This window comes from Natrinema sp. CRL1 (assembly GCF_059162405.1).
Genome location: NZ_JBLVOY010000001.1, coordinates 820406 through 839471, shown reverse-complemented (window position 1 = coordinate 839471; position 19066 = coordinate 820406). Strand labels below are relative to the sequence as shown.

Below are 19066 nucleotides of genomic sequence, written 5' to 3'. Positions count from 1 at the left end.
TTTCGTGAGTTCGAAGCGAACGACGTTTGCTTCGTTACTCATCTTGCTCACCTTCCGTGCTGAGGATGTCGTAGATCGCGTCAGTCACGTCCGCTTCGCCGTTGACGTAGGCCACCGCGACGTCCTCGGCGTCGGTGCCGAAGTGGCGCTCGAGTTCCTCGGCGTGGGTGGCGTTGATCGCGTTGCCGCTGGGTTGAGTCTCCACGTAGGCGTGGAGGTTCGCCGGGATCTGCTCCATCATCGGGATGACACGTTCCTCGGTGTCGTTCGAGGAGTTCTCGGAGTCGCCCGCGGCGAAGACATAGCGGTTCCAGTCGGTCCACGGGTACTCCTCTAACAGTTCGTTCGCGAGCTCGTACGCGCTCGAGATCTTGGTCCCGCCGCCCGATCGAATGCCGAAGAACTCGTCGCGCTCGACCTCCCACGCGTCGGCGTCGTGGGCGATGTAGACGAACTCGGCGTTGTCGTACTTGCCCTGCAGATACCAGTCCAGCGGCGTGAAGGTCCGCTCGACGAGTTCGCGTTTCTTTTCGCGCATCGAGCCGGAGACGTCGCGGATGTTGACGACGACGACGTTCTTCTCTTTCTCCTCGATGATTTCGGGGTGGCGGTAGCGCTCGTCCTCGCGGCGGAAGGGGACGTGTTTGACCCCCTCGCGGCGGATCTTCTGTTGGACGCTCTCGCGTTCGACGTTGTTCTCGACCTCCTCGATCGAGTCCCACGTGCCGCGCTCCTCCTCGGGAACGTCCTTGTAGGCCTCTTGAATCCAGGCCATCGACACCGGGAGGTTCTCGCCGCGGGCCCACTCGAAGACCTCGCGGGGCGAAATCCCCTCGACCTTGCAGAGTTCCTTCAGGAACTCCTCGTCGAAGTCCATCGCGAGCTTGCGCTTGAGCCCCTCCTTGAACATCCGCTCGAAGTCGAGCGTGCTGTTGGGACCGCTTCGCGTGAGGTCAGTGAACGGGCCTTCCTTTTCTTCGACGACTTTCTTCCCCTTGGGATCGAGGTCGAGCCCGAGTTCCTCGTCGAGTTCCTCGGCGAACTCCTCGGGGTCCATCTCGTAGTACTCGTGGTCGCCGCCCTCCTCGCCGGGCTCGCCGTCCTCGCCGTCGTCGTCGTCGCCCGGCTGGGGCTGGGGTTGGCCGACCGGCTGGCCGGCGTCGGGCGTGCCGTCCTCGCCTTGGCCGACCCCGCCCTGATCGCGCTGGTCGTACTCGAACTCCGGCAGCGAGACGATCTTGACCGGGATGTTGATCTCGCCCGGCCGGCTCTGTCCGAGGTCGCCGTACTGGATGAAGTCGGCCAGATCCTCGCGGCGCTGTTCGCCGACTTCGCGGAATCGCTCAAGGTCGTCTCTCAGTCCCATCTGTAGCTCACCTGTCCCATGACGTGTCTGCTGGTCAGTTCGGCCGACGCAGCCGAGTAGCCGAAGAGGTCGACCATCGTGTCGATCGTGCTTTCTTTGACCGCGGCCGTCTCGGTCCCGCTCGGCGGATCGCTCCATTGGCGCGGGTCGAAGTCCTCGAAGGTCCGCTCGACGTCGTCCCAGTCGTGGCTCTCGAGGACGGTCTTGATCACCGGGATGGCCGTGAGGTCGACATCCTCGACCGAGAAGTCCTCGTCGCGGTGCTCCCACGCGTGACGGTTCAGTGACGTGATGACCTTCTCGCGGCGGAAGTTCCGGACGCTCTCGCGGGGGCGGTTCCCCTCGTACTCGGACTCGGCGAACCGGCCCAGATGCTCGATCTCGAACAGCTTCATCGTCAGCGGATCGGGTTCGACGCGCTCGCCGCGGTCGTTGTACAGCGGCTCGTCGGTCTCCCACGCGTAGACGTGTTCGACGTACTCGGCGACGGTCTCCTCGTCGACGCGTTTGTCGTGCATGATGGCCTCGATGACGTCTGACTCCTGTTGGTCGTAGATGTAGTTCTTGACCGGAACGACGCGGTTCTCGAACTCGGAGCGTTCGCCGGTCGAGAAGACCGGCGCGTCGATCAGCCCCTCAACCATGGCGTTGAGCACGTCCCGGGGCATGACGATATCCTCGACCGACAGGTCGGCGTGGTGGCGGTCCCGATCGGTCTGGAGGAGTTCCGCGAGCCGATCCCGCGTGTAGGTGACCGGGATCCCGTGATCGCCGTCGTTGCCGTCGTCGTCGAAGTCGAACTCCGCTTTCTCCCGGCGGCTGTCGCCCTCCTGTAAGAAGCCCTGATCGTAGATCAGCGCCTTGTCGACGAGGTCCAGCCCGTTCGGGAGGTTCTCCTCGTCCAGTCGGGTGACGACCGCGTACAGCGCCGCCGCTTCGATCGCGTGCGGGGCGAACTCCTGGACCCGCGTCTCGCCGTCGCGGTCCTTGACCGTCACCCGGACCGGTGCCCGGATGCGATCCGCGAGTTCGTCGTAGCTCTCGGCCTCCCAGACGTTCGTCTCGTTGGTCAACTCGCGGCGGATCAGCTCCGTCTCGAGGCTCAGGTTCGTCAGGTAGCCAAAGCGGTGCTTGTCCAGCCGCCGTTTGAGCGCCTTCAGCGGGTCCATTCCGTTGCGATCGGAGTGCTGGTTGAGCTGGGCTTCCAGATCGGGGTTCGAGATGATCAGCAGCTGGGAGTCGACATCCATCCCGATCCCCTTGTCCAACTTCACGGACTGCTCGTCGGGGACGTTCAACAGCTTCTGGAGCAAGTCGGCGTGTTGGGCCGCGTCCTCGACGATCGTGAGGACGCCGTTGCCCTGCGAGAGGACGCCGTCGTAGCTAAACGCCTGCGGGTTCTTGCGCCCGCGGGAATCCAGTTCCTGTAGCATGCCGTGCATCCACGAGCCGACGAGTCGCTCCTTGGGCGGGCCGTCGTCCTCCGAGTGGAGGACGCCGACGCCCTGTCCCGTGTCGACGACGTAGTTTTTCACGCGGAGATGGCTCTCGTCGGTGATCGCCGAGAACAGCGCGTCTTCGCCCTCGCGGCGGTAGCGCTCTTCGAGGAAGTCGTAGGCCTCCCGGGAGAACGGGTCGAGTTGAGCGTCGACCTGAATCGGAACGTGATCGTCGAGTTCCCCGTTGAGTTGCTCGAGCAGGTCCTCGCGGACGTCCTCGGGAAATACCGACAGCGGGTGGGCCTGGACGGGGCTTTCGTACCAGTTCTGGTCCTCGGACGCGCTCGCGGCGTCGCTGCCGTAGCTCAACCCGCGGTCGCTGCCCTCGGCGGTCGAGATGTTCCACTCGACCGTGTAACGCCGTCCCTCGGGCGTTTTCGAGTACTCGCGAATCCCGTTGACCAGACAGCGCTTGAGCTCCGATTTGCCCGTCGCCGTGGGGCCCTCGAACCAGATGATCTTCTCGTCTTTGGCCCGGCCCGCGGCGATCGACCGCAGGTCGTCGACGAACCCGTTGAGGACCTCGGTGTTGCCGAGGATCGCGTGCTCGCCGTCGTTGTGCGGATCGTCGAAGAAGCGGTAGCGCTCCTTCTCTTCGCCCTCCTCGACCACGGTTCGGGTGCCCGCGGCCTCGATCGCCTCGAGCAGGTATTTCGACGCGTGGGAGGCGATCTGTGGGTTCTCGAAGATCCGATCGACGTAGGCGGCGAGGCTCATCGGCTCCTCGTAGGTCTCCTCGAGGGCGCGGTCCGCCTCGGTGACGTAGTCGTGTCCGGTCATGCTAGTCTTCCATCTCGGCCTTGGCGACCTCCGCGCCGGCGAACTCGAGCACCTCCTTTGCTCCGCCCTCGGAGTAGCCCTGTTCGATCAGCGCGTCGATCCACGCCGAGCGCTCGTCGTCGTCGAACTCGTTTGCCGACACCAGCGCCGAGAAGTTGATGTTGTGTTTCTTGTCCTCCCAGAGTTTGCGCTCTAAGGCACGACGCAGGCGCTCGTTGTCCTGCGGGTTGAACGCCTCGCCCTCGCGAGCGCGCCGGGAGACCCAATTGCTCACTTCCTGCCGGAAGTCCTCCTTGCGGTCCTCGGGGATGTCGAGTTTCTCCTCGACGGAGCGCAGGAATGTCTCGTCGGGTTCCTGCTCGCGGCCCGTCAACTCGTCCTCGATGGTGTCGTCGTCGATGTAGGCCATCACGTGGTCCATGTACTTCTCGCCCTGGCGCTGGATCTCGTCGATGTCGTAGGCCAGCGCGTGGCGGACGTCCTCGATGGCGCGTTCCTTGTACTCCTCGCGGACCGTCTCGAGGTAGCGGTAGTACTTCTCGAAGTTGTCCTCGGGGATCGAACCGTGGTGTTCGAGGTTCTCCTCGAAGAAGTTAAAGACCGTCAGCGGCGAGAGGAAGCCGCGCTGGCGGTGTTTCGAGTCCATGATGGCCTCGGCGATCTCGTCGCCGATGAACCGGGGCGAGACGCCGACCATACCCTCGCCGATCTCGGCTTTCTGTTCGGCCTCTTCGCGGAGTTTCTTGATGTCGAGGTCGTCGCCCTCGTCGATCTCGCCGTTGTAGGCCTTGGCCTTCGAGAGCAGCCCGACGGTCTCGGTGTCGGGTTCTTCGATCCGGGTGAGAACGCCGAAGAGGCCCGCCATCTCGAGAGTGTGTGGCTCGACGTTGATGTCCGGCACGTCGGCGTTGGAGAGCATCTTGTTGTAGATGCTGGCCTCGTCTTCGTAGCTAAGGACGTAGGGGAAGTCGATCCGCTTGGTGCGGTCGTTGAACGCCTCCATCTTCTCGTCGCCCTTCTTGTCCTTGTACTCGGGCATGTTCGTCCGACCCACGATCACCTGATCGATGTCGATCCGCGGGTTGTTCTTGGGCTTGATCGTCTGCTCTTGGGTCGCGTGCAGGAAGTCATAGAGGAACTCCCGCTGGAGTTTCAGCAGTTCCTCGCCGGAGAAGATGCCGCGGTTGGCGTTACAGAAGGCCCCCGAGTAGTCAAATGCCCGCGGGTCGCTCTCGCCGTAGATGGCGATCTTGGAGTAGTTGACGTCACCGGTCAGCTCCGTCTCGTCCTGGTTCTTCTTGTCCTTGGGCTCGAAGGTCTCGAGGCCCTGTCGCTTGTTCTCGTCGGCGACGAAGCGGACGATCTCGATGTGATTCTCGAGGACCTGCTGGAGGTCGTCGTCGTAGTACGCCAGCAGCCTGTCCATGTAGAACTCGCTTTCGGGGTCCAGTGACTGCTCGTTTTGGATCGTGTACGGCGCGTCCAGGTTCTCGTTCAAGTCGTCGATGACCCGCTGGCGCTGCTCTAAGGGAAGGAGCACGATCGGATCCTGATTCATCGGGGACCGGACGGTGTCGTCGGCCGGGTCCTGATCCTGAATCACGTCACAGAGGTTGGTCCACCGGAAGGTGTACATCCGGCCGTCGTCCCGGAGCGTGTAGTCCTCGAAATATTTGCGGACCTGCTTGTCGAAGTGGGACTTCCCGGAGCCGACCGGGCCGAGGAGGAGCTTGATCCGGCGTTCGGGGCCCAGCCGTCTGGCACCAGACTTGACCTTGTTGACGAACTCGTGGATCGACTGGTGAATCACCTTTCCGTAGAACGTGTTCTCGCCGTCGCCCAGCGGATCCTCGCTCGCGAGTTGGTACTCGACCATCCCTTCGGTCTCGTCGTAGGTAGTCCCGTAGTAGTCGAACATGTCCGCGACGCGCTGGTGAGCGTTGCGGGCCACCTTCGGGTCCTCGTAGACCTCTTCTAAGTACCAGTCGAAGGACTTGGTTTCCCGCAGGTCTGCGGGCATCGATTCCTTGTAATCCGTACTGAGCTGCTCGAGTGTTTCGATGTCACCGGTCATGGTATCATGGGGTTCCCCCGTCTGCTGTGCGGTCGTCCGCGCGAGTGCGGAGCGTGAGCGGACGTCGTTCGACCAGCTGCATCTCGTGGCCGAACCGTCGGAATCCGTCGCCTCGCGTCACCCGACGTGAACGCGTCGTACTCGTCGAACTCCTCGAAGGGCGCTCGGGGAGCGCGACCCTGTTGTGGGCGGCGATGTGCCGTGTCATATGTCATCTCGTACCACTTGACGTTGCGCGATGCCTCGTCAGGGCTCGGGCAACGATGCGCCGGGGACGGGCGCGGAGTGGATCGGTCCGGCAAACGGATACCGATAGTATTTAATGAGTGAGTAATCCAGCTACTTAGCCTTAGCCCCAAAAGGTATTTATCAGGACTTTATTACAGGAAAATACTGCCAGAACTCTGTGTTGATGTTCGGTATCACACCCCACATTCGGGAGTTTGCGGCATAAGTTCCCGGCCTGCAACGGCCACGTGAGTTCGCGCGCGCTGGTCGAATGATAGCACGACACGTCAATTGTCTCTCGGAGCACACCCGCTAATGTGAGCACGACGGATCGACTCGGCCGATCGGGGTCGACCTGCTGTGACGGAGCCGACCCACAACCGGCGGCGCTGACGACGAGGATTTAGGGCGGGCGGTCCTACCGGCGACCATGTCGGACTCGGATGCGGAAGAGGGAGTAGACCGCTCGCGGCTGCCCGACGGCTGGACCGTCTGGAGCCGTGGCGAGGACGGTCGGCTCGTGCTCGCGTACCGACCGGACATCTTCAACGCCGCGGACTTTCCCGCACCGTGTCTGCCGACGCTGTATCTCACCCACGGCAAGCGGACCCGCCGCCCCGGCGTCAACCCCGCCGACACCGCCGACTCCGCGGACTGGTTCGTCACGCTCTACCTCGAGCCGGACGTCTCGCTGAACGAGACGCTACGATTCCCGACGCGAGACGCCGCCCTCGAGCGGACCGTCGAACTCGCGAGGGAGTTCGACGCGGGCGAGATCGACTACCGGGGGCTGTATCAGGTGCCGCGAGCGCCGTACTTCGAACGGCTCGATGACCTCACCGGCGACGGCAGCGACGACTGACTGCCCGGTTTTCGGGCCATACCGGTTCCGTACCGCGTTTCGGGCTCACGTACTCGGGACGTGAACCTTAACCGCCAGTGGCGAGTACCGTCTCTCATGTCGACCGTTACGCTCATCGGCTCCCGGCTGGCCGAGCCGGGAACCGAGTTCGTCTACGAGGGCGAAGCCGACGCCTGTGCCGGCTGTCCCTACCGCAGTCAGTGTCTGAATCTCTCCACGGGTACGAAGTATCGTGTTACCTCCATCCGGGAAAACGCCCAGACGCTCGAGTGTGCCATGCACGACGGCGGGGTTCGTGCCGTCGAGGTCGAACCCGCCCCGACGCGGGCCAACATCACCTCGAAAGGGGCCTTCGCCGGGAGCAAAACGAGTCTGCCCGGTCCCTGCCCGTACGTCGACTGTCCGAGCCACGAGTACTGCGAACCCGACGGCGTCGAGTTCGACGAGGAGTACCGCATTTCGGAGATCGTCGGCGAGCCGCCACACGAGGTCTGTCATCTCGATCGCTCGCTCGAGTTAGTCGAACTCGAGACCGAGGGGTAGGGAACGGGCACGCTCTCCGCTCGTTCGCTCCGGCACGGCCGCTGGTCGGGTACTTCCCTGTTCTGTAGTGAGAAATTCCGTCCGATCGGCTCTGGTGAATCGCCATACAGCTCCGGGTTCTATAGTAACTGTTAGAATTTTCCGCTCAGAGATTGTTGCTGTAGTCAATGGACCATCTCGACGAAATCTCTGTCGAAGAACTCCAAGACGCCCTCGACAACGTCGAGGGAAACAAGCCGATACAACGGTTGTTAGCGGCGATCGCGTACAAGAACGGTGTAACGAATCCGAACTTGCCGAGTGGCACGATACTGGTCGAAGAACAATCTACAGCGGGCTGATGCGACTTGATACGAACGAACCGCTTGAGAAAGCTGTATCTGATGCTCATAGATCCGGAAGAAAACGAAAGCTCTCAGAATCGCAGCAAAAAGAGTTCGAACAAACCGTTCACCAACCGCCCGACGAGGTCGGGATTGACGCGTCGGCGTGGACGCCGGCGCTCGTCCAGGAGTTTCTTGAAGACATCTACGATGTCGAGTACTCCTACCCGAGTTGTCGGCGGTTGCTCAAAGAAGCTGGACTAAGCTATCAAAAGCCACGCCGTAGAGCCGCCGAAGCCGAAGAATCCGACCAAGAGGGATTCCACGACGAGATCAAAAAAAAAAAGCGATCGGAGATGGACGCCAAAATAGTCTGCATCGACCAAACCAAGAAATCCGTCCAAGTCGAGCCACGTGCCGCGTGGTTTCCGCGCGGCACGCGGCCGAGCGTCGAACTCTCCAGTCAACGCGACTGGACGTGTCTGCTCGGCGCGATCACCGAAGACGGCGAGTGCTTCTTCTCACGATTCACCGAGTACGTTACCGCCGATCACGCGAAACATTTCATTCTCGCGTTATGCAACGAATTCAGAGAAGACTTGATTGTCGTGCTAGATGGTGCGCCGTATTTCCAGGCGTCGGCCGTCACGGACCTGGCGGCCCGTGACGACCTCGCCTTCGTCACGTTACCGTCGTATTCGCCGTAATTCAATCCGGTCGAAGAGTGCTGGCGACAACTCCAAAACGCTCTCAGCAACCGATTCTTTGACTCGCTTGAGCAACTGACCACCGCGATCGATACCGCTCTAGACCAACTTTTCGATTCCAAAAGTGGGCAATCATTTCTAACGCTTACTATAGTGTTCTGAGGCATTGTGAGAGCGACTATCTGCTTCGTCACTGCCGAAATCTTCTACGTCACAGTCTAATCATCCCAGTATGACGCCTCAAGCAGCGTAGTTTCTCACCGAAGATCTCCGCCGTCCAGCGATTCACCAAAGCCAAATCAACTACAGACGTTATTCCCGAAATCTACGGATTTATCTCTGAGAATACTGACTGTAAGCAGCTGTTCCTCACATCCTTGGATTTCTAACGTATGCGTGTACCACTCGGACTCATTTACAGTTGCAGTTACAGTATAACGTCTTCCAGTGGCAATACTATTTTCGCGTATTTCACTACCGGGTTCTAAACTATAATTGTTCGAATAAACTTCTCCTCCTTCATGGGATAGTGATATCTGCAGACTAATTTCCTCGTCTGATCTATTCATTATTGCAATAGATACGGAACTCTGATCAAAATAACTGCATCCACCGAAAAGAGAGCATACTGATACCGAACTTATTTTTTTATTGCTTCTCTTCGGTCCATATAAAATGATGTTTTCGATCCTACTTCTATCTGTCGTTCAATGGAGTGACATCAACATCAAGATCAAATGTTTTTCCTTCATCACGAGTGTACAACGTTTCCCGCCCACTCCTAGTAGTTTTGGTTACGTAATATCCACGATCCCACCCTGCAGTCATCTCAGCCGTTACATCATTATTCCCTCCAACAACATCAAATACAACGCCTGCAGCATTGTCTTGACCATCTGGCATATTATTCACCGCGTAATCCCATTCAGTGTAAGAGTTATCTTTATGATCAAACCCAATATTCGTTGTACCAGTTATCGCTTTACCTACACCCACTGAGACCGGACCGAACCCAGCTCCAATAGAGAACGAGATCCCGGGATCAGAGGTATCCTTAGTTGGGAAGTGGTTATCTGTATTCAGGTCATCGTCAAAGGTATTATCTCCAAAGTCAAGTTGGAATTCTGCCCTATGTGTCTTGATACTATAATAAGGCATCTGGGGCGAGTCTCCAGGAGCATATTTGTCACTAAGCTCAGGCGGATCTTCATAATGCCACATAAGTGCCCACCTATTGGATCCATTAGCCCAAGGGACTGACGGCTTTAGTGGCTTATCAAAAGAATCAACGTCGCTCCTTGCTAGAATATAAGAAGCAACTTTAGGGCCGTGGTGAATCGCCTGACGTGGCAGATTTCACGGTGTCACGGCAGGCTTGATGTTATGAACAACACATTTTAGCACGATTTCAGGGAACTCACGAAACCACGCTCGCGCACGCTCGGCGTCGCCGAGCGTGCGCTTGATCGTTGAGAAGACGGTTTCATACGCCGATCGTTGGCGGTAGCGAGGCCCATCGATCCGCGCGTTATGCGCGTAATCGATGGGCCGGAACTCGCGTGTTTGATCAGCGGTCTCACGCCCTCTTTGCGGAGTTTCTCGCGTAATTGCATCCAGTCGTAGCCTTTGTCCGCAGCGAGGCTGGCGAGGTCGCCCGCGTTGCGGCGGGCGACCGGCCAGCCGAGCTGTGTGTCGTGCGTTTTCTCGGTTGTACAGTGAACGTCCAGAATCGCGTGGCTGTCTGTGTCGACGAGAGCGGTCGTTTTGAGCGTCTGAACGCGGTAATTCGTCCGCCGGCAGTAGTGTTTGCTGGCGGTTTCGCGGTCGAAAAACGTCGCGTCGATTGCGGCGTGACCGCTCGGGCCGTGCAGCTGCGCCGAAAGGCGCAGCAGCACTCGCCAGAGTGCTGTCTTGGTTCTATCAAACTACTTCACTAACGTCGAGTGATCGGGGAGATCGGCCGCGTCGAGGCCGATCTCCCCGAGAATATGTGGCATCTCGCTCAGCAGATCAAGTGTTTCTCGATACGATTTCTCGAGGTAAACCTGCAGACAGTGCAGCGACAGCACCGCGTACTCGGCGAAACCGCCACCCCCTTCGGGGGCGGCAACTTTGCCTCGTCCACCAACAGCATTTTTAGCTAATCGCACTGCTTTCTTTGTGAAGCGGGAAATCTTCGACATGGACATCGGCGGTTTCCCGCTTCAACTTCCTAGTTCTGACGGTCGAAGCCGACGCCGTACAGCGATTCATCAGAGTCGTCCGATCGAGTCCCGGCAGTTCACCGAGCGATATGGCCGTCTCTCAGGCCTCGAGCGCGCTGTCCTCGAGCCACGAGCCGGCCCAGCACTCGATCTCGCTGAAGACCGGCTCGAGGGACTCGCCCTTGTCGGTGAGGCTGTAGTAGGTGGCGACGGGGGCGTCCTCCTCGATGCGCCGTTCGACGAAGCCCATCTCGCCGAGGTCGTCGAGCACGCGCGAGAGGGTGCGCGCGTTCGCGCCGGTCGAGCGCTTGAGTTCGTTAAAGCGCTGCTCGCCGTCGAGCAGTTCGTGGAGCACCGCCAGTCGCCACTGGGAGCCGATCTGCTCGAGCGAGGCGATGACCGGGCAGGCGTCGTCGAGTTGCTCGCGGGATTTTGTTTGCGGGGATGACATCGATTGGTTCTGCCAGCGATTACGTCGCGAACTGCTTTAGTAGTTCGGATGCGAACCGGCTAACATCGTGTTAGTAGGTTGCGGCAGTAGCTCTGCGACGCCACGGCCGGGATATCAGTCACCGGAGGGGCGTCGATGACGGACGACGATTCGCCGACCGGCGGCGAGACCGACACCCTCGAGATCGACGTCGACGAGCGCGCCGGCTCGCTCTATCGAATCCTCTCGAGTGCAGTCGTCCCGCGGCCGATCGCGTGGGTGAGTACGAAAAGCGAGACCGGCGTCGACAACCTCGCGCCGTACAGTTTCTTCACCGTCGCCTCGGTCGACCCGCCGGTCTTGCTGTTCGCGCCCGTCGACGGTGCCGAGGGTCTCAAGGACACGCCGCGGAACGCCCGCGATACCGGCGAGTTCGTCGTCAATCTCGTCACCGAGGACCTCGCCGAGGCGATGAACGAGACCAGCGCCACGCTACCGGCGGGCGAAAGCGAGTTCGATCACGCCGCCCTCGAGCGGGCCGACTCGACGGCGGTCGACCCGCCGCGGGTCGCCGGAGCGAAAGTAGCCTTCGAGTGTACCCTCCGCGAACTGGTCGACGTCGGTGGTTCGACGCTCGTCCTCGGCGAGGTCCGCCACGTCCACCTCGCGGAGTCGGTCACGACTGACGGAAAAATAGATATCGACGAGATCGACGCCGTCGGCCGGCTCGCTGGGAGCCTGTACGCGCGCACGGACGACCGGTTCTCGCTCGAGCGGCCGCCGTAGTCCGGATCCTCGACGCGACCGGCAACTCGAGTCGGGTGCGTCGATTTCCCGGCTCCGTCTCGGCACTGTCTCAGTCCTCCCGCAGATCGCCAGTAATCTCGAGAAATGCGTCCTCGAGGCTGGTGGTATCACCGTGTTCGGCACGGGACGCGAGCGTCTCGGGGTCGCCCTCGGCAACGAGGGACCCGTTATGAAGGACACCGACCACGTCGGCTAATTCGTCGACGACGGGAAGCGCGTGCGTCGAGAGGAACACGGTGGTTCCGTTCGCCGCGAGGTCGACGATGGTCTCGCGGACCGTCCGTGCGGCCCGCGGATCGAGCCCGCTGGTCGGTTCGTCGAGGAAGACCACGTCCGGTTCGTGCATAATCGCCTGTATGAGTCCCGTCTTCTGTCGCATTCCCTTCGAGTAGGTGACGATCCGATCGTCGGCGTCGGCGGCGAGGTCGAACCGCTCGAGTAACGTCTCGATGCGACCCTCGAGTTCGGCCGGTCCCATGTCGCGCAGGCCGCCGTGGTACTCGAGTTGCTCGCGGGCTGTGAGCGTCTCGCGGATCGGCGGCGATTCCGGGAGATAACCGATGTGATCGATGACCGCCTCCCGGTCGGTAATCGGTGTGTCGGCGACGTAACCCGACCCGCTGGTCGGCGAAACCAGTGCCGTCAGTAACCGGATCGTGGTCGTCTTCCCCGCACCGTTCGGGCCGAGAAAGCCGTAGACGGTGCCGGGATGGATCGCGAGCGTCAGATCCTCGACGGCGGTCGTGTCGCCGTATTTTTTGGTCAGTCCGTTCGTCACGATCGCCGGCTCGTCGATCGGTTCTGTCATCTGAATTCACGTGATTCGGTACTGTCGGTATCGTCTGACTGCGATTCGGAACGCGACGCTCGAGATCGCGACGGCAACGAGAGCCGACAAGAGGAGCGAGCCGACCCGAACGGCGGTCGCCGGCGCGCCGAGCGCGGCCCCACGTTCGGAGACCGCCGGAACGGTGCCCAGCGCCGCCGGCAGCCCCGCGATCGATGCGATCCCGAATACGACCGCGAGCCTGTAAAACGGTGCCCAGCCACGCTCTGCGTACGTGGGGACATCGGTGAAGAACGCGGGGACGGGGCCAAGCACGTCACGATCGACTCCCAACCCCATCGCGGCGGCGACCGTAGCCGCACACGCACAGAGGGCGACGCCGACGAGGGAAACTGCCACCGTCTCGAGGAGCGTGGCGGAACTGAGCAGTCCGATCGGGATGACGACGGCAATCACGGCCGGGACGCCGGCGACGAGCGCTGCGAGCACCAAGCCGGCGACGAACTGCCGTCCGCCGATCGTCGTGAGAAGCATCGGGAAGATACGGTATGTGACTGCGACGGGATCGGAGCCGAAGGCGACGCCGGCCGCCAATCCGAGCGACGCCGCCACCAGCACCAACAGCGGCACGCCGACGATTCCGAACACGGGGAACACGATCACGCTCACGAACACCAAGACGTACGCCATATTCAACAGGCTCCGCGGGGCGCGGCGTTCGACGAGCCACCGCTCTCGAGCGACCGTGCGAACGGGCCGAGAGATTCGACTCTCGAGGAGGCGGTCCAACCGCCCGTCCCGGAGGAGGGGTTGTGACCCGCGGGTGCCGTCGGAACCGACTGGGTCGGCATCCCAGAGACGGCGAACGAGGACGGGCGTCGCGCCTGCAAGAAGCGCCACCGTTGGAACGAGGACGCTCAGAGCCGCCAGTCCGCGACGGGCTTCGATACCCGTCCGGTCGCCCGCACCCAGAAGCGCTAGGTCGACGAGCCACGCTCCCGAGAGGGAGCCGAAACCGGCGAAGGCGGGAACGGCTGCTGCCACCGCGTCCCGAAACGCGATCGCCACGGTGAGTACCGCCGCCCAGCCGAACAGCGCGATCAGGTCCCCGTAAAACTGCCCACGCGCGAGTCGCGTGCCGACGAGCTGTGCGGCGAGCCTGCCCGCGACGCCGACCGCGACTGCCAGTGCCGTTGTCCCTGCGGCCGCGGCGACGACAGTGAACGCGACCGCCGGCGACCGAAGTCCGATCGCAATTCCGACGGCGACGGCGAACGTCGGCGCGGCCAGCGAGACGACAACTCGCGCGAAGACGAATCCGAGCAATCCCAGCCCGGCAGCCCCCGCCGAGACGGTCGTCAGTAGCATGTCGGGCTCGAGGCGGGAGAACCGGTCGTGGGTCAGCGTAGCACTTCGCAAGACCGGCCACGCGAACGCGAGGAGGCCGGCGATCCACAGTTCGGGAAGCGGCAACGGTTGGCCCGACGCGAGATTGCCAGCGACCGCGTGGGCGGCCATGCCGAGCACGATGGAGACGGCGAGTCCGGCCCCGACGAGGAGCCAGCTGCGAGCCCGCGATCGACCGACTTCGCGACGGTAGCATCGCCACTCCGTACGGGCGATTTCGACGCAGTGATCGAGCAATCGGCGGGCGCTCGTAACGCGTTCCGTTGCCGTACTCGTCATCGGTCCGGTGGGTTACGATTCGCTAGGTCATTCGATGGGCGGACGACCGCGTATCAGTGGGTTTCTGGCGATGGTTAGTAAAATTATGTGTTCGTGACAGGCGATCGGCTTCGGCGTCCGGCTAGGCGATATCGCCGCTACTGAACTGCGGTCTCGCTTTCCTCGAGCACCGTTTCCAGATTCTCCAGCGCTCGCAGATAGACGGGCACGTACCCCGTGGCGTGTAGCGGCAGTTCGAAGGCGATCCGACAGCGAGTCGCGCCGAGGTCGTCGACCCGGTGGCCGGCGGCTGGAATCCCGGTTACGCACCACGTCCAGCGGCGGGCCGTACACGAGGTGATCCGAAACGGCAGCCACGCGCCGGGGACGCGAATCCGCCCGGTCGTGTCGGGCCGAATCCGGCGGTCGGTCGCCTCCACGCCAGTGACGAGCGGCGACCACGCCGGCCACTGTGTCGTATCGACGAGAGCGTCCCACGCGTCTGCCGCGGGGACCGACAGGACGTGCGAGACCTCGAGTCGACGCCCGTCCGGGGTTCGGGCGGTCCGGATCTGCGTCATCGGTCGGAACTACGGGGCCCACGATAATGGGGGTTTCCACGACGTGAGCGATTGTCGTCCGAGCCTGACAGTCACCGGCCGCTAGACTTTACTGGAGCGGCTCCCTCCGTCGGCCTATCCAATGGCCATACTCGAGGTAGACGACCTCCGGAAGGAGTACGGCGGCTTCACGGCGGTCGAGAGCAGCTCCTTCGAGATCGAGCGCGGCGAGGTCTTCGGCGTGGTCGGTCCCAACGGCGCAGGCAAGACGACGACGCTGAAGATGCTGGCCGGGCTGATCGAACCCACCGCCGGAACCGCCGTCGTCGCCGGCCACACGCCCGGCGAGCCGGCGATGCAGCGCCGGCTCGGCTTTCTTCCCGAGGAATCCCCATTGTACGAGGAGATGACCGCAATCGACTACCTCGAGTTCTTCGCCGATCTCTACGACGTGCCCGCGGACGTGGCCCGCGAGCGGATTCACGACTCGCTGGATCGACTGGATCTCGAGCACCGCGACCGGCGGATCGGCAACATGTCGAAGGGGATGCAGCGGAAGGTCGCGATTGCACGGGCCTTGGTCAACGACCCCGACGTGCTGATCTTCGACGAGCCGGCGTCGGGACTCGATCCGCTGACGACCAACTACATCATCGAGTTCACCCGCGAGTTGAGCGATGAGGGGAAAACGATCGTCTTCAGCGCGCACAACCTCTTTCACGTCGAGAGCATCTGCGACCGGATCGTCATCATGAACGACGGCCGGATCGTCGCCCGCGGCACGCTCGAGGAGATCCGGGACGCCCATGGGGGCACCAAGTACCACGTCTACGCGACCGACGACGGCAACGCCAGCCTCGACGGGACGGCAGCCCCAATCGAAGTCACCCGCGAGAACGGACAGGTCCGCCACGTCGTCGCCGACATGGCCGCCGTCGACGCAGTCCGAGACGCCGTCGAAGCGGCCGGCGGCCGCGTGACCGATATTCAGACGGAAACGCCGAGTCTCGAGGAAATCTTCCTCGAGGTCGCGAGCGAGCCGGCGGAGGAGTCCGAAGCGTGAGCGACGGTCGCCTCTACGGAATTGCCGAGCGATTTCGGCTGTTCGTCGCTCACCTCCGCAGGGTCCTCGCCCGCACCGCCAGGATTGCCCGCTGGGAAGTCACACGGAGCGTCGGGACCGTCGACCGGAAGACGGCACTTGTGCTCCTCGTGATGGCGCTGGCGATCGGCACCGCCGGGTTCACGGCCGCCGGCGAGGGACTCGGCCTCGAGCGGGAGATCTACGTCGTCGGCGTCGACGAGGACAGTCGCTATCACGATGTCGCGGCCGACAGCGAGCAGTTCCGGCCGGTGTCGCTTTCGGAGATCGAGGTCGAGGGCGACGGCGATGCGAACGCCGATAGCGTGACGATTCGCGGCGACGCAAGCGTCGACGTCGTGGTGACTCGAGACGGACGGATCGGCCACACCGGCGACAACGGCGAGGCCGCCTACGACGCCTTTCGCGACGCCGTCGGTGAGTACAACGCGAAGCTGATGGACGCGGAGGACGATCAGGCGGCCGCGTATCCGGTGCTCGTCTCACTGGAGTACCAGCAACGCGATCTCGCCGGCTCGAGCGATTCCGGGACGGGCGGCGATGACGGGACTGGCGGCGGAACTGGGACCGGTGACGGAACCAGCGACGGAGACGGAGCCGACGGAAGTGCGGACGGCAGCGGGGGGACCCAACCCGCGACTGACGGGGGAACGGACGGGACCGACGGCGGTGGGGACGGCCCCCTGCAGGTTCCGAACGTCGGCGACGGGTCGACGGCGTCGACGGCACCGGGCACGCCCGGGTCGATCGCGCCGCCGTTTCCCTTCCAGTCGCTCGTGCTCGCGTTCCTGTTTGTCGTCCCGATGAACTTCGTCATTCAGGCTTACGGGAGTACGATCATGGACGAGCGGGTCAAGCGGCGGGGCGAACTGCTGTTGGTCTCGCCGGTCTCCCGCCACGAAATCGTCGCGGGGAAGACGCTGCCGTACCTGCTCGGGCTGATCGGTATCGTCGTCGCCATAGCGCTCGCGATCGGCGGGGGACCGATCGCCGTCGCGGCGGCGCTGCCCATCGCGTTGCTGTTCTTGGCGGCGACGTTCGCCGGCGCGATGCTCGCCCGCTCGTTCAAGGAACTGACCTTCGTCACGGTCACGATCAGCGTCGTGCTGACGACGTACACGTTCATTCCGGCGATCTTCACCGACGTCCACTCGATCGCGTTGATCTCGCCGCTGACGCTGGTCGTGACGGACCTCCAAGACGGGTCGATCCGACTGGGCGAGTACCTCTTCTCGACCGGGCCGTTCTACCTGTGTGCGGCCGTACTCTTCCTGCTCGGGATCGGCGTCTACCGCGAGGAGGATATGTTCGCCCAGAAACCGATCCCGACGAAGGTCGTCGACGCGATCGCGAGCCGCATCCGCGGCCGGCGGAGCGTCTTCGTCCTCTCGATCCTCTTCATCCCGTTCGTCTTCGCGGGCCAACTCCTCGCCGTCGCCCTGCTGTTTGCCCTACCGGAGTCGTTCGCGGTGCCGGTCATCATCGTCGTCGCCGCCGCGATCGAGGAGGCCGCGAAGAGCGTCCACGTCTACGCCGGCTTCGCTCGCTCGCGATTCGACGCGACACTTCGGACCGCCGCCGTCCTCGGCGTGCTTTCGGGGGCCGGCTTCTTCGTCGGCGAGAAGGTCACGCACGTCGTCCAGTTCGTCGGGCTGCCCGATCTCTCGGTCGGCCTCGCCGCCTTCGGGCCGGCCGTCTCGAGCGAGCCCCTGATACTTGCCGCGGTGTTTCTCGCGCCGCTTGCCTTGCACGTCGTGACCGCCATCTGTTCGGCGGTCGGCGCGAGCCGCGGTCGAACGGGCTACGCGGCCGGCTTCCTCGCTGCGACGCTCGTTCACGCGGCCTACAATCTGGGGGTGATCCTCCTTGTCGCGTGATCACGACCGCGGTCGTGGTCGCGAGCAGCAATCGGACTCGAGTGCGAGTCGACGGGGCCCGAACCCGCCGGCTCGAGCCGACGGCGGCACCGAATCCGGATCGACGTGGGGTGCCCGCTGGGCGGTCGCTCGCCGGGAGCTTCGCTCGCTGCGCTCCGAGAAGACGATCGTGCTAGCGCTGGCGATTCAGCTGTTCATCGCGGCCTTTTCGTCGTTTCTGGTCGTCGGGCTCGTCTCGCTGTACGATCCGGGCTCGGTCGACGGCTACCAGACCGAGGTCGCCGTCACTGGTGACGACACTGATACCCTCCTTTCGATCGCAAACCAGCGCGACGGCGTCACCGCCCAGCGGTACGACGACCGCGCGGCCGCCTACGAGGCCTTCGAGACCGGTGCGGTGTCGGCCGTCCTCGACGCGAACCGGAACGACGACGGCCGGCTCAGTGTCAGAGTTACGGCACCCGAAGAGGGGTTACAGACCACCCTGCTCGTCGTCCAGCTTCGAGACACCTTAGAACACGTCGAGCGCCTCGAGCGACAGCAAAACGCCGACACCGGGCGGCTCGAGCAGTCGCCGGTGCCGGTCCCGTCCCAGATTCAGGCGAGCCCCTACGCCGGCTTTACCTACACCATCTTGCTGCCGCTGCTGTGTTTCCTGCCGGTGTTCATCAGCGGCTCGATCGTCGTCGATTCGCTGATCGAGGAGCGCCAGCGGGGGACCCTCGAGTTGCTCCGGGTTGCGCCGCTCTCGCTCGCGGACGTGATCGACGCGAAGCTGCTGGCGATCGCGGCGCTGGCACCGCTGCAGGCGATCGCGTGGCTCTTCTTGCTGACGGCCAACGGCACGTCGATCGCGGGTCCCGCGGCGCTGGTCGTGTTGGTAGCAGCGCTCTCGCTGCTCGTCGTCACCGTCGGTGTCGCGATCGCGCTGTGGGCACCGGACCGTCGACAGTCGCAGTTGCTCTACTCCGTGGCCACCGTCGGCGCGCTGGTCGTCGCGACGATCCTGCCCGAGCATCCGGCGAACACCGTCGCGAAGTTCGCGATCGGAAATCCGACGGGGACGACGTGGGCGTTGCTCGTCGGCTACTGCCTGCTCGCGATCGGCGCGTTCGTCGCGCTCAGGCGGTGGATCGACCGGCTCGAGCCGGATTCGGTGTAGGTCCCGGACAGCCGTGGGGACGCCGGCTCGAGACGGGATAGACCGATCGCGGGGCCTGACAAGTGGTTCGACGCGGTAGATCCTAAACGC

General features: G+C 62.9%; 15 protein-coding genes and 2 pseudogenes. 7 read left to right on the top strand and 10 right to left on the bottom strand.

Annotated elements, in window-relative coordinates; genetic code table 11:
• Positions 1-34: 34 nt before the first annotated feature.
• The 3 genes from ACJYUO_RS04400 to ACJYUO_RS04390 are packed head-to-tail and all read right to left on the bottom strand — an operon-like array spanning position 35 to position 5719.
• Positions 35-1366, bottom strand: a complete 1332-nt coding sequence (locus ACJYUO_RS04400; RefSeq protein WP_494344179.1) for a YeaH/YhbH family protein — start codon at positions 1364-1366, stop codon at positions 35-37.
• A complete protein-coding gene (locus ACJYUO_RS04395; RefSeq protein WP_494344178.1) occupies positions 1357-3645 on the bottom strand; it encodes a PrkA family serine protein kinase in 2289 nt (762 codons plus the stop codon). Before ACJYUO_RS04395 ends, ACJYUO_RS04400 begins: the two co-directional genes overlap by 10 nt.
• Position 3646: 1 nt before the next feature.
• Positions 3647-5719: a PrkA family serine protein kinase gene (locus ACJYUO_RS04390; protein WP_494344177.1), complete on the bottom strand. Its 2073-nt coding sequence runs from the start codon at positions 5717-5719 to the stop codon at positions 3647-3649.
• Positions 5720-6377: 658 nt separating this feature from the next.
• Between ACJYUO_RS04390 and ACJYUO_RS04385 the strand changes: the two genes are divergently transcribed.
• The 3 genes and pseudogenes from ACJYUO_RS04385 (at position 6378) to ACJYUO_RS04375 (ending at position 8524) form a co-directional block, all read left to right on the top strand.
• Positions 6378-6809 (top strand): DUF5820 family protein, encoded by a 432-nt coding sequence (locus tag ACJYUO_RS04385; RefSeq protein ID WP_494344176.1) that lies wholly within the window; start codon positions 6378-6380, stop codon positions 6807-6809.
• A 96-nt stretch (positions 6810-6905) separates the two neighbouring features.
• Positions 6906-7352: a UPF0179 family protein gene (locus ACJYUO_RS04380; protein ID WP_494344175.1), complete on the top strand. Its 447-nt coding sequence runs from the start codon at positions 6906-6908 to the stop codon at positions 7350-7352.
• A gap of 167 nt (positions 7353-7519) precedes the next feature.
• A pseudogene (locus tag ACJYUO_RS04375) lies at positions 7520-8524 on the top strand (IS630 family transposase).
• 157 nt (positions 8525-8681) lie between these two features.
• Here ACJYUO_RS04375 and ACJYUO_RS04370 read toward each other — a convergent pair.
• The 4 genes and pseudogenes from ACJYUO_RS04370 to ACJYUO_RS04355 all read right to left on the bottom strand — a co-directional run bounded on the left by ACJYUO_RS04370 (position 8682) and on the right by ACJYUO_RS04355 (position 11037).
• Entirely contained in the window at positions 8682-8951 is a 270-nt protein-coding gene (locus ACJYUO_RS04370; RefSeq protein WP_494344174.1) for an Ig-like domain-containing protein, read from the bottom strand.
• 127 nt (positions 8952-9078) lie between these two features.
• Positions 9079-9603, bottom strand: a complete 525-nt coding sequence (locus ACJYUO_RS04365; protein ID WP_494344173.1) for a hypothetical protein — start codon at positions 9601-9603, stop codon at positions 9079-9081.
• Between the two features lie 135 nt (positions 9604-9738).
• Positions 9739-10565: pseudogene (locus tag ACJYUO_RS04360) on the bottom strand (IS5 family transposase).
• A 121-nt stretch (positions 10566-10686) separates the two neighbouring features.
• The gene (locus ACJYUO_RS04355) at positions 10687-11037 is read right to left on the bottom strand and encodes a winged helix-turn-helix transcriptional regulator (protein WP_494344172.1); all 351 of its coding nucleotides are present in this window, start codon (positions 11035-11037) and stop codon (positions 10687-10689) included.
• Between the two features lie 135 nt (positions 11038-11172).
• Here ACJYUO_RS04355 and ACJYUO_RS04350 point away from each other — a divergent pair, with 135 nt between their 5' ends.
• Positions 11173-11802, top strand: coding sequence for a flavin reductase family protein (locus ACJYUO_RS04350; RefSeq protein WP_494344171.1), 630 nt, complete (start codon positions 11173-11175; stop codon positions 11800-11802).
• Positions 11803-11872: 70 nt separating this feature from the next.
• Here the strand turns inward: ACJYUO_RS04350 and ACJYUO_RS04345 are convergent, their stop codons facing one another.
• From ACJYUO_RS04345 to ACJYUO_RS04335, 3 genes are all read right to left on the bottom strand, one after another.
• Positions 11873-12631: an ABC transporter ATP-binding protein gene (locus ACJYUO_RS04345; RefSeq protein WP_494344170.1), complete on the bottom strand. Its 759-nt coding sequence runs from the start codon at positions 12629-12631 to the stop codon at positions 11873-11875.
• Positions 12632-12637: 6 nt separating this feature from the next.
• Positions 12638-14296 (bottom strand): hypothetical protein, encoded by a 1659-nt coding sequence (locus ACJYUO_RS04340; protein ID WP_494344169.1) that lies wholly within the window; start codon positions 14294-14296, stop codon positions 12638-12640.
• Between the two features lie 137 nt (positions 14297-14433).
• Positions 14434-14856 (bottom strand): SRPBCC family protein, encoded by a 423-nt coding sequence (locus tag ACJYUO_RS04335; protein WP_494344168.1) that lies wholly within the window; start codon positions 14854-14856, stop codon positions 14434-14436.
• A gap of 121 nt (positions 14857-14977) precedes the next feature.
• Between ACJYUO_RS04335 and ACJYUO_RS04330 the strand changes: the two genes are divergently transcribed.
• The 3 genes from ACJYUO_RS04330 to ACJYUO_RS04320 are packed head-to-tail and all read left to right on the top strand — an operon-like array spanning position 14978 to position 18976.
• Complete coding sequence (locus tag ACJYUO_RS04330) at positions 14978-15898, top strand: ABC transporter ATP-binding protein (protein ID WP_494344167.1); 921 nt, start codon at positions 14978-14980, stop codon at positions 15896-15898.
• Positions 15895-17814, top strand: a complete 1920-nt coding sequence (locus tag ACJYUO_RS04325; RefSeq protein WP_494344166.1) for an ABC transporter permease — start codon at positions 15895-15897, stop codon at positions 17812-17814. The genes ACJYUO_RS04330 and ACJYUO_RS04325 overlap by 4 nt, the downstream gene beginning before the upstream one ends.
• Positions 17804-18976, top strand: coding sequence for an ABC transporter permease (locus tag ACJYUO_RS04320; protein WP_494344165.1), 1173 nt, complete (start codon positions 17804-17806; stop codon positions 18974-18976). Before ACJYUO_RS04325 ends, ACJYUO_RS04320 begins: the two co-directional genes overlap by 11 nt.
• Positions 18977-19066: the final 90 nt, after the last annotated feature.

Bases quoted from the DNA above. Each gene is read 5' to 3' on its own strand.
- ACJYUO_RS04370 (WP_494344174.1), bottom strand. From the start codon at position 8,951: ATGAATAGATCAGACGAGGAAATTAGTCTGCAGATATCACTATCCCAT.
- ACJYUO_RS04330 (WP_494344167.1), top strand. From the start codon at position 14,978: ATGGCCATACTCGAGGTAGACGACCTCCGGAAGGAGTACGGCGGCTTC.
- ACJYUO_RS04345 (WP_494344170.1), bottom strand. From the start codon at position 12,631: ATGACAGAACCGATCGACGAGCCGGCGATCGTGACGAACGGACTGACC.
- ACJYUO_RS04385 (WP_494344176.1), top strand. From the start codon at position 6,378: ATGTCGGACTCGGATGCGGAAGAGGGAGTAGACCGCTCGCGGCTGCCC.
- ACJYUO_RS04400 (WP_494344179.1), bottom strand. From the start codon at position 1,366: ATGGGACTGAGAGACGACCTTGAGCGATTCCGCGAAGTCGGCGAACAG.
- ACJYUO_RS04365 (WP_494344173.1), bottom strand. From the start codon at position 9,603: ATGTGGCATTATGAAGATCCGCCTGAGCTTAGTGACAAATATGCTCCT.
- ACJYUO_RS04340 (WP_494344169.1), bottom strand. From the start codon at position 14,296: ATGACGAGTACGGCAACGGAACGCGTTACGAGCGCCCGCCGATTGCTC.
- ACJYUO_RS04350 (WP_494344171.1), top strand. From the start codon at position 11,173: ATGACGGACGACGATTCGCCGACCGGCGGCGAGACCGACACCCTCGAG.
- ACJYUO_RS04380 (WP_494344175.1), top strand. From the start codon at position 6,906: ATGTCGACCGTTACGCTCATCGGCTCCCGGCTGGCCGAGCCGGGAACC.
- ACJYUO_RS04335 (WP_494344168.1), bottom strand. From the start codon at position 14,856: ATGACGCAGATCCGGACCGCCCGAACCCCGGACGGGCGTCGACTCGAG.
- ACJYUO_RS04390 (WP_494344177.1), bottom strand. From the start codon at position 5,719: ATGACCGGTGACATCGAAACACTCGAGCAGCTCAGTACGGATTACAAG.
- ACJYUO_RS04395 (WP_494344178.1), bottom strand. From the start codon at position 3,645: ATGACCGGACACGACTACGTCACCGAGGCGGACCGCGCCCTCGAGGAG.
- ACJYUO_RS04355 (WP_494344172.1), bottom strand. From the start codon at position 11,037: ATGTCATCCCCGCAAACAAAATCCCGCGAGCAACTCGACGACGCCTGC.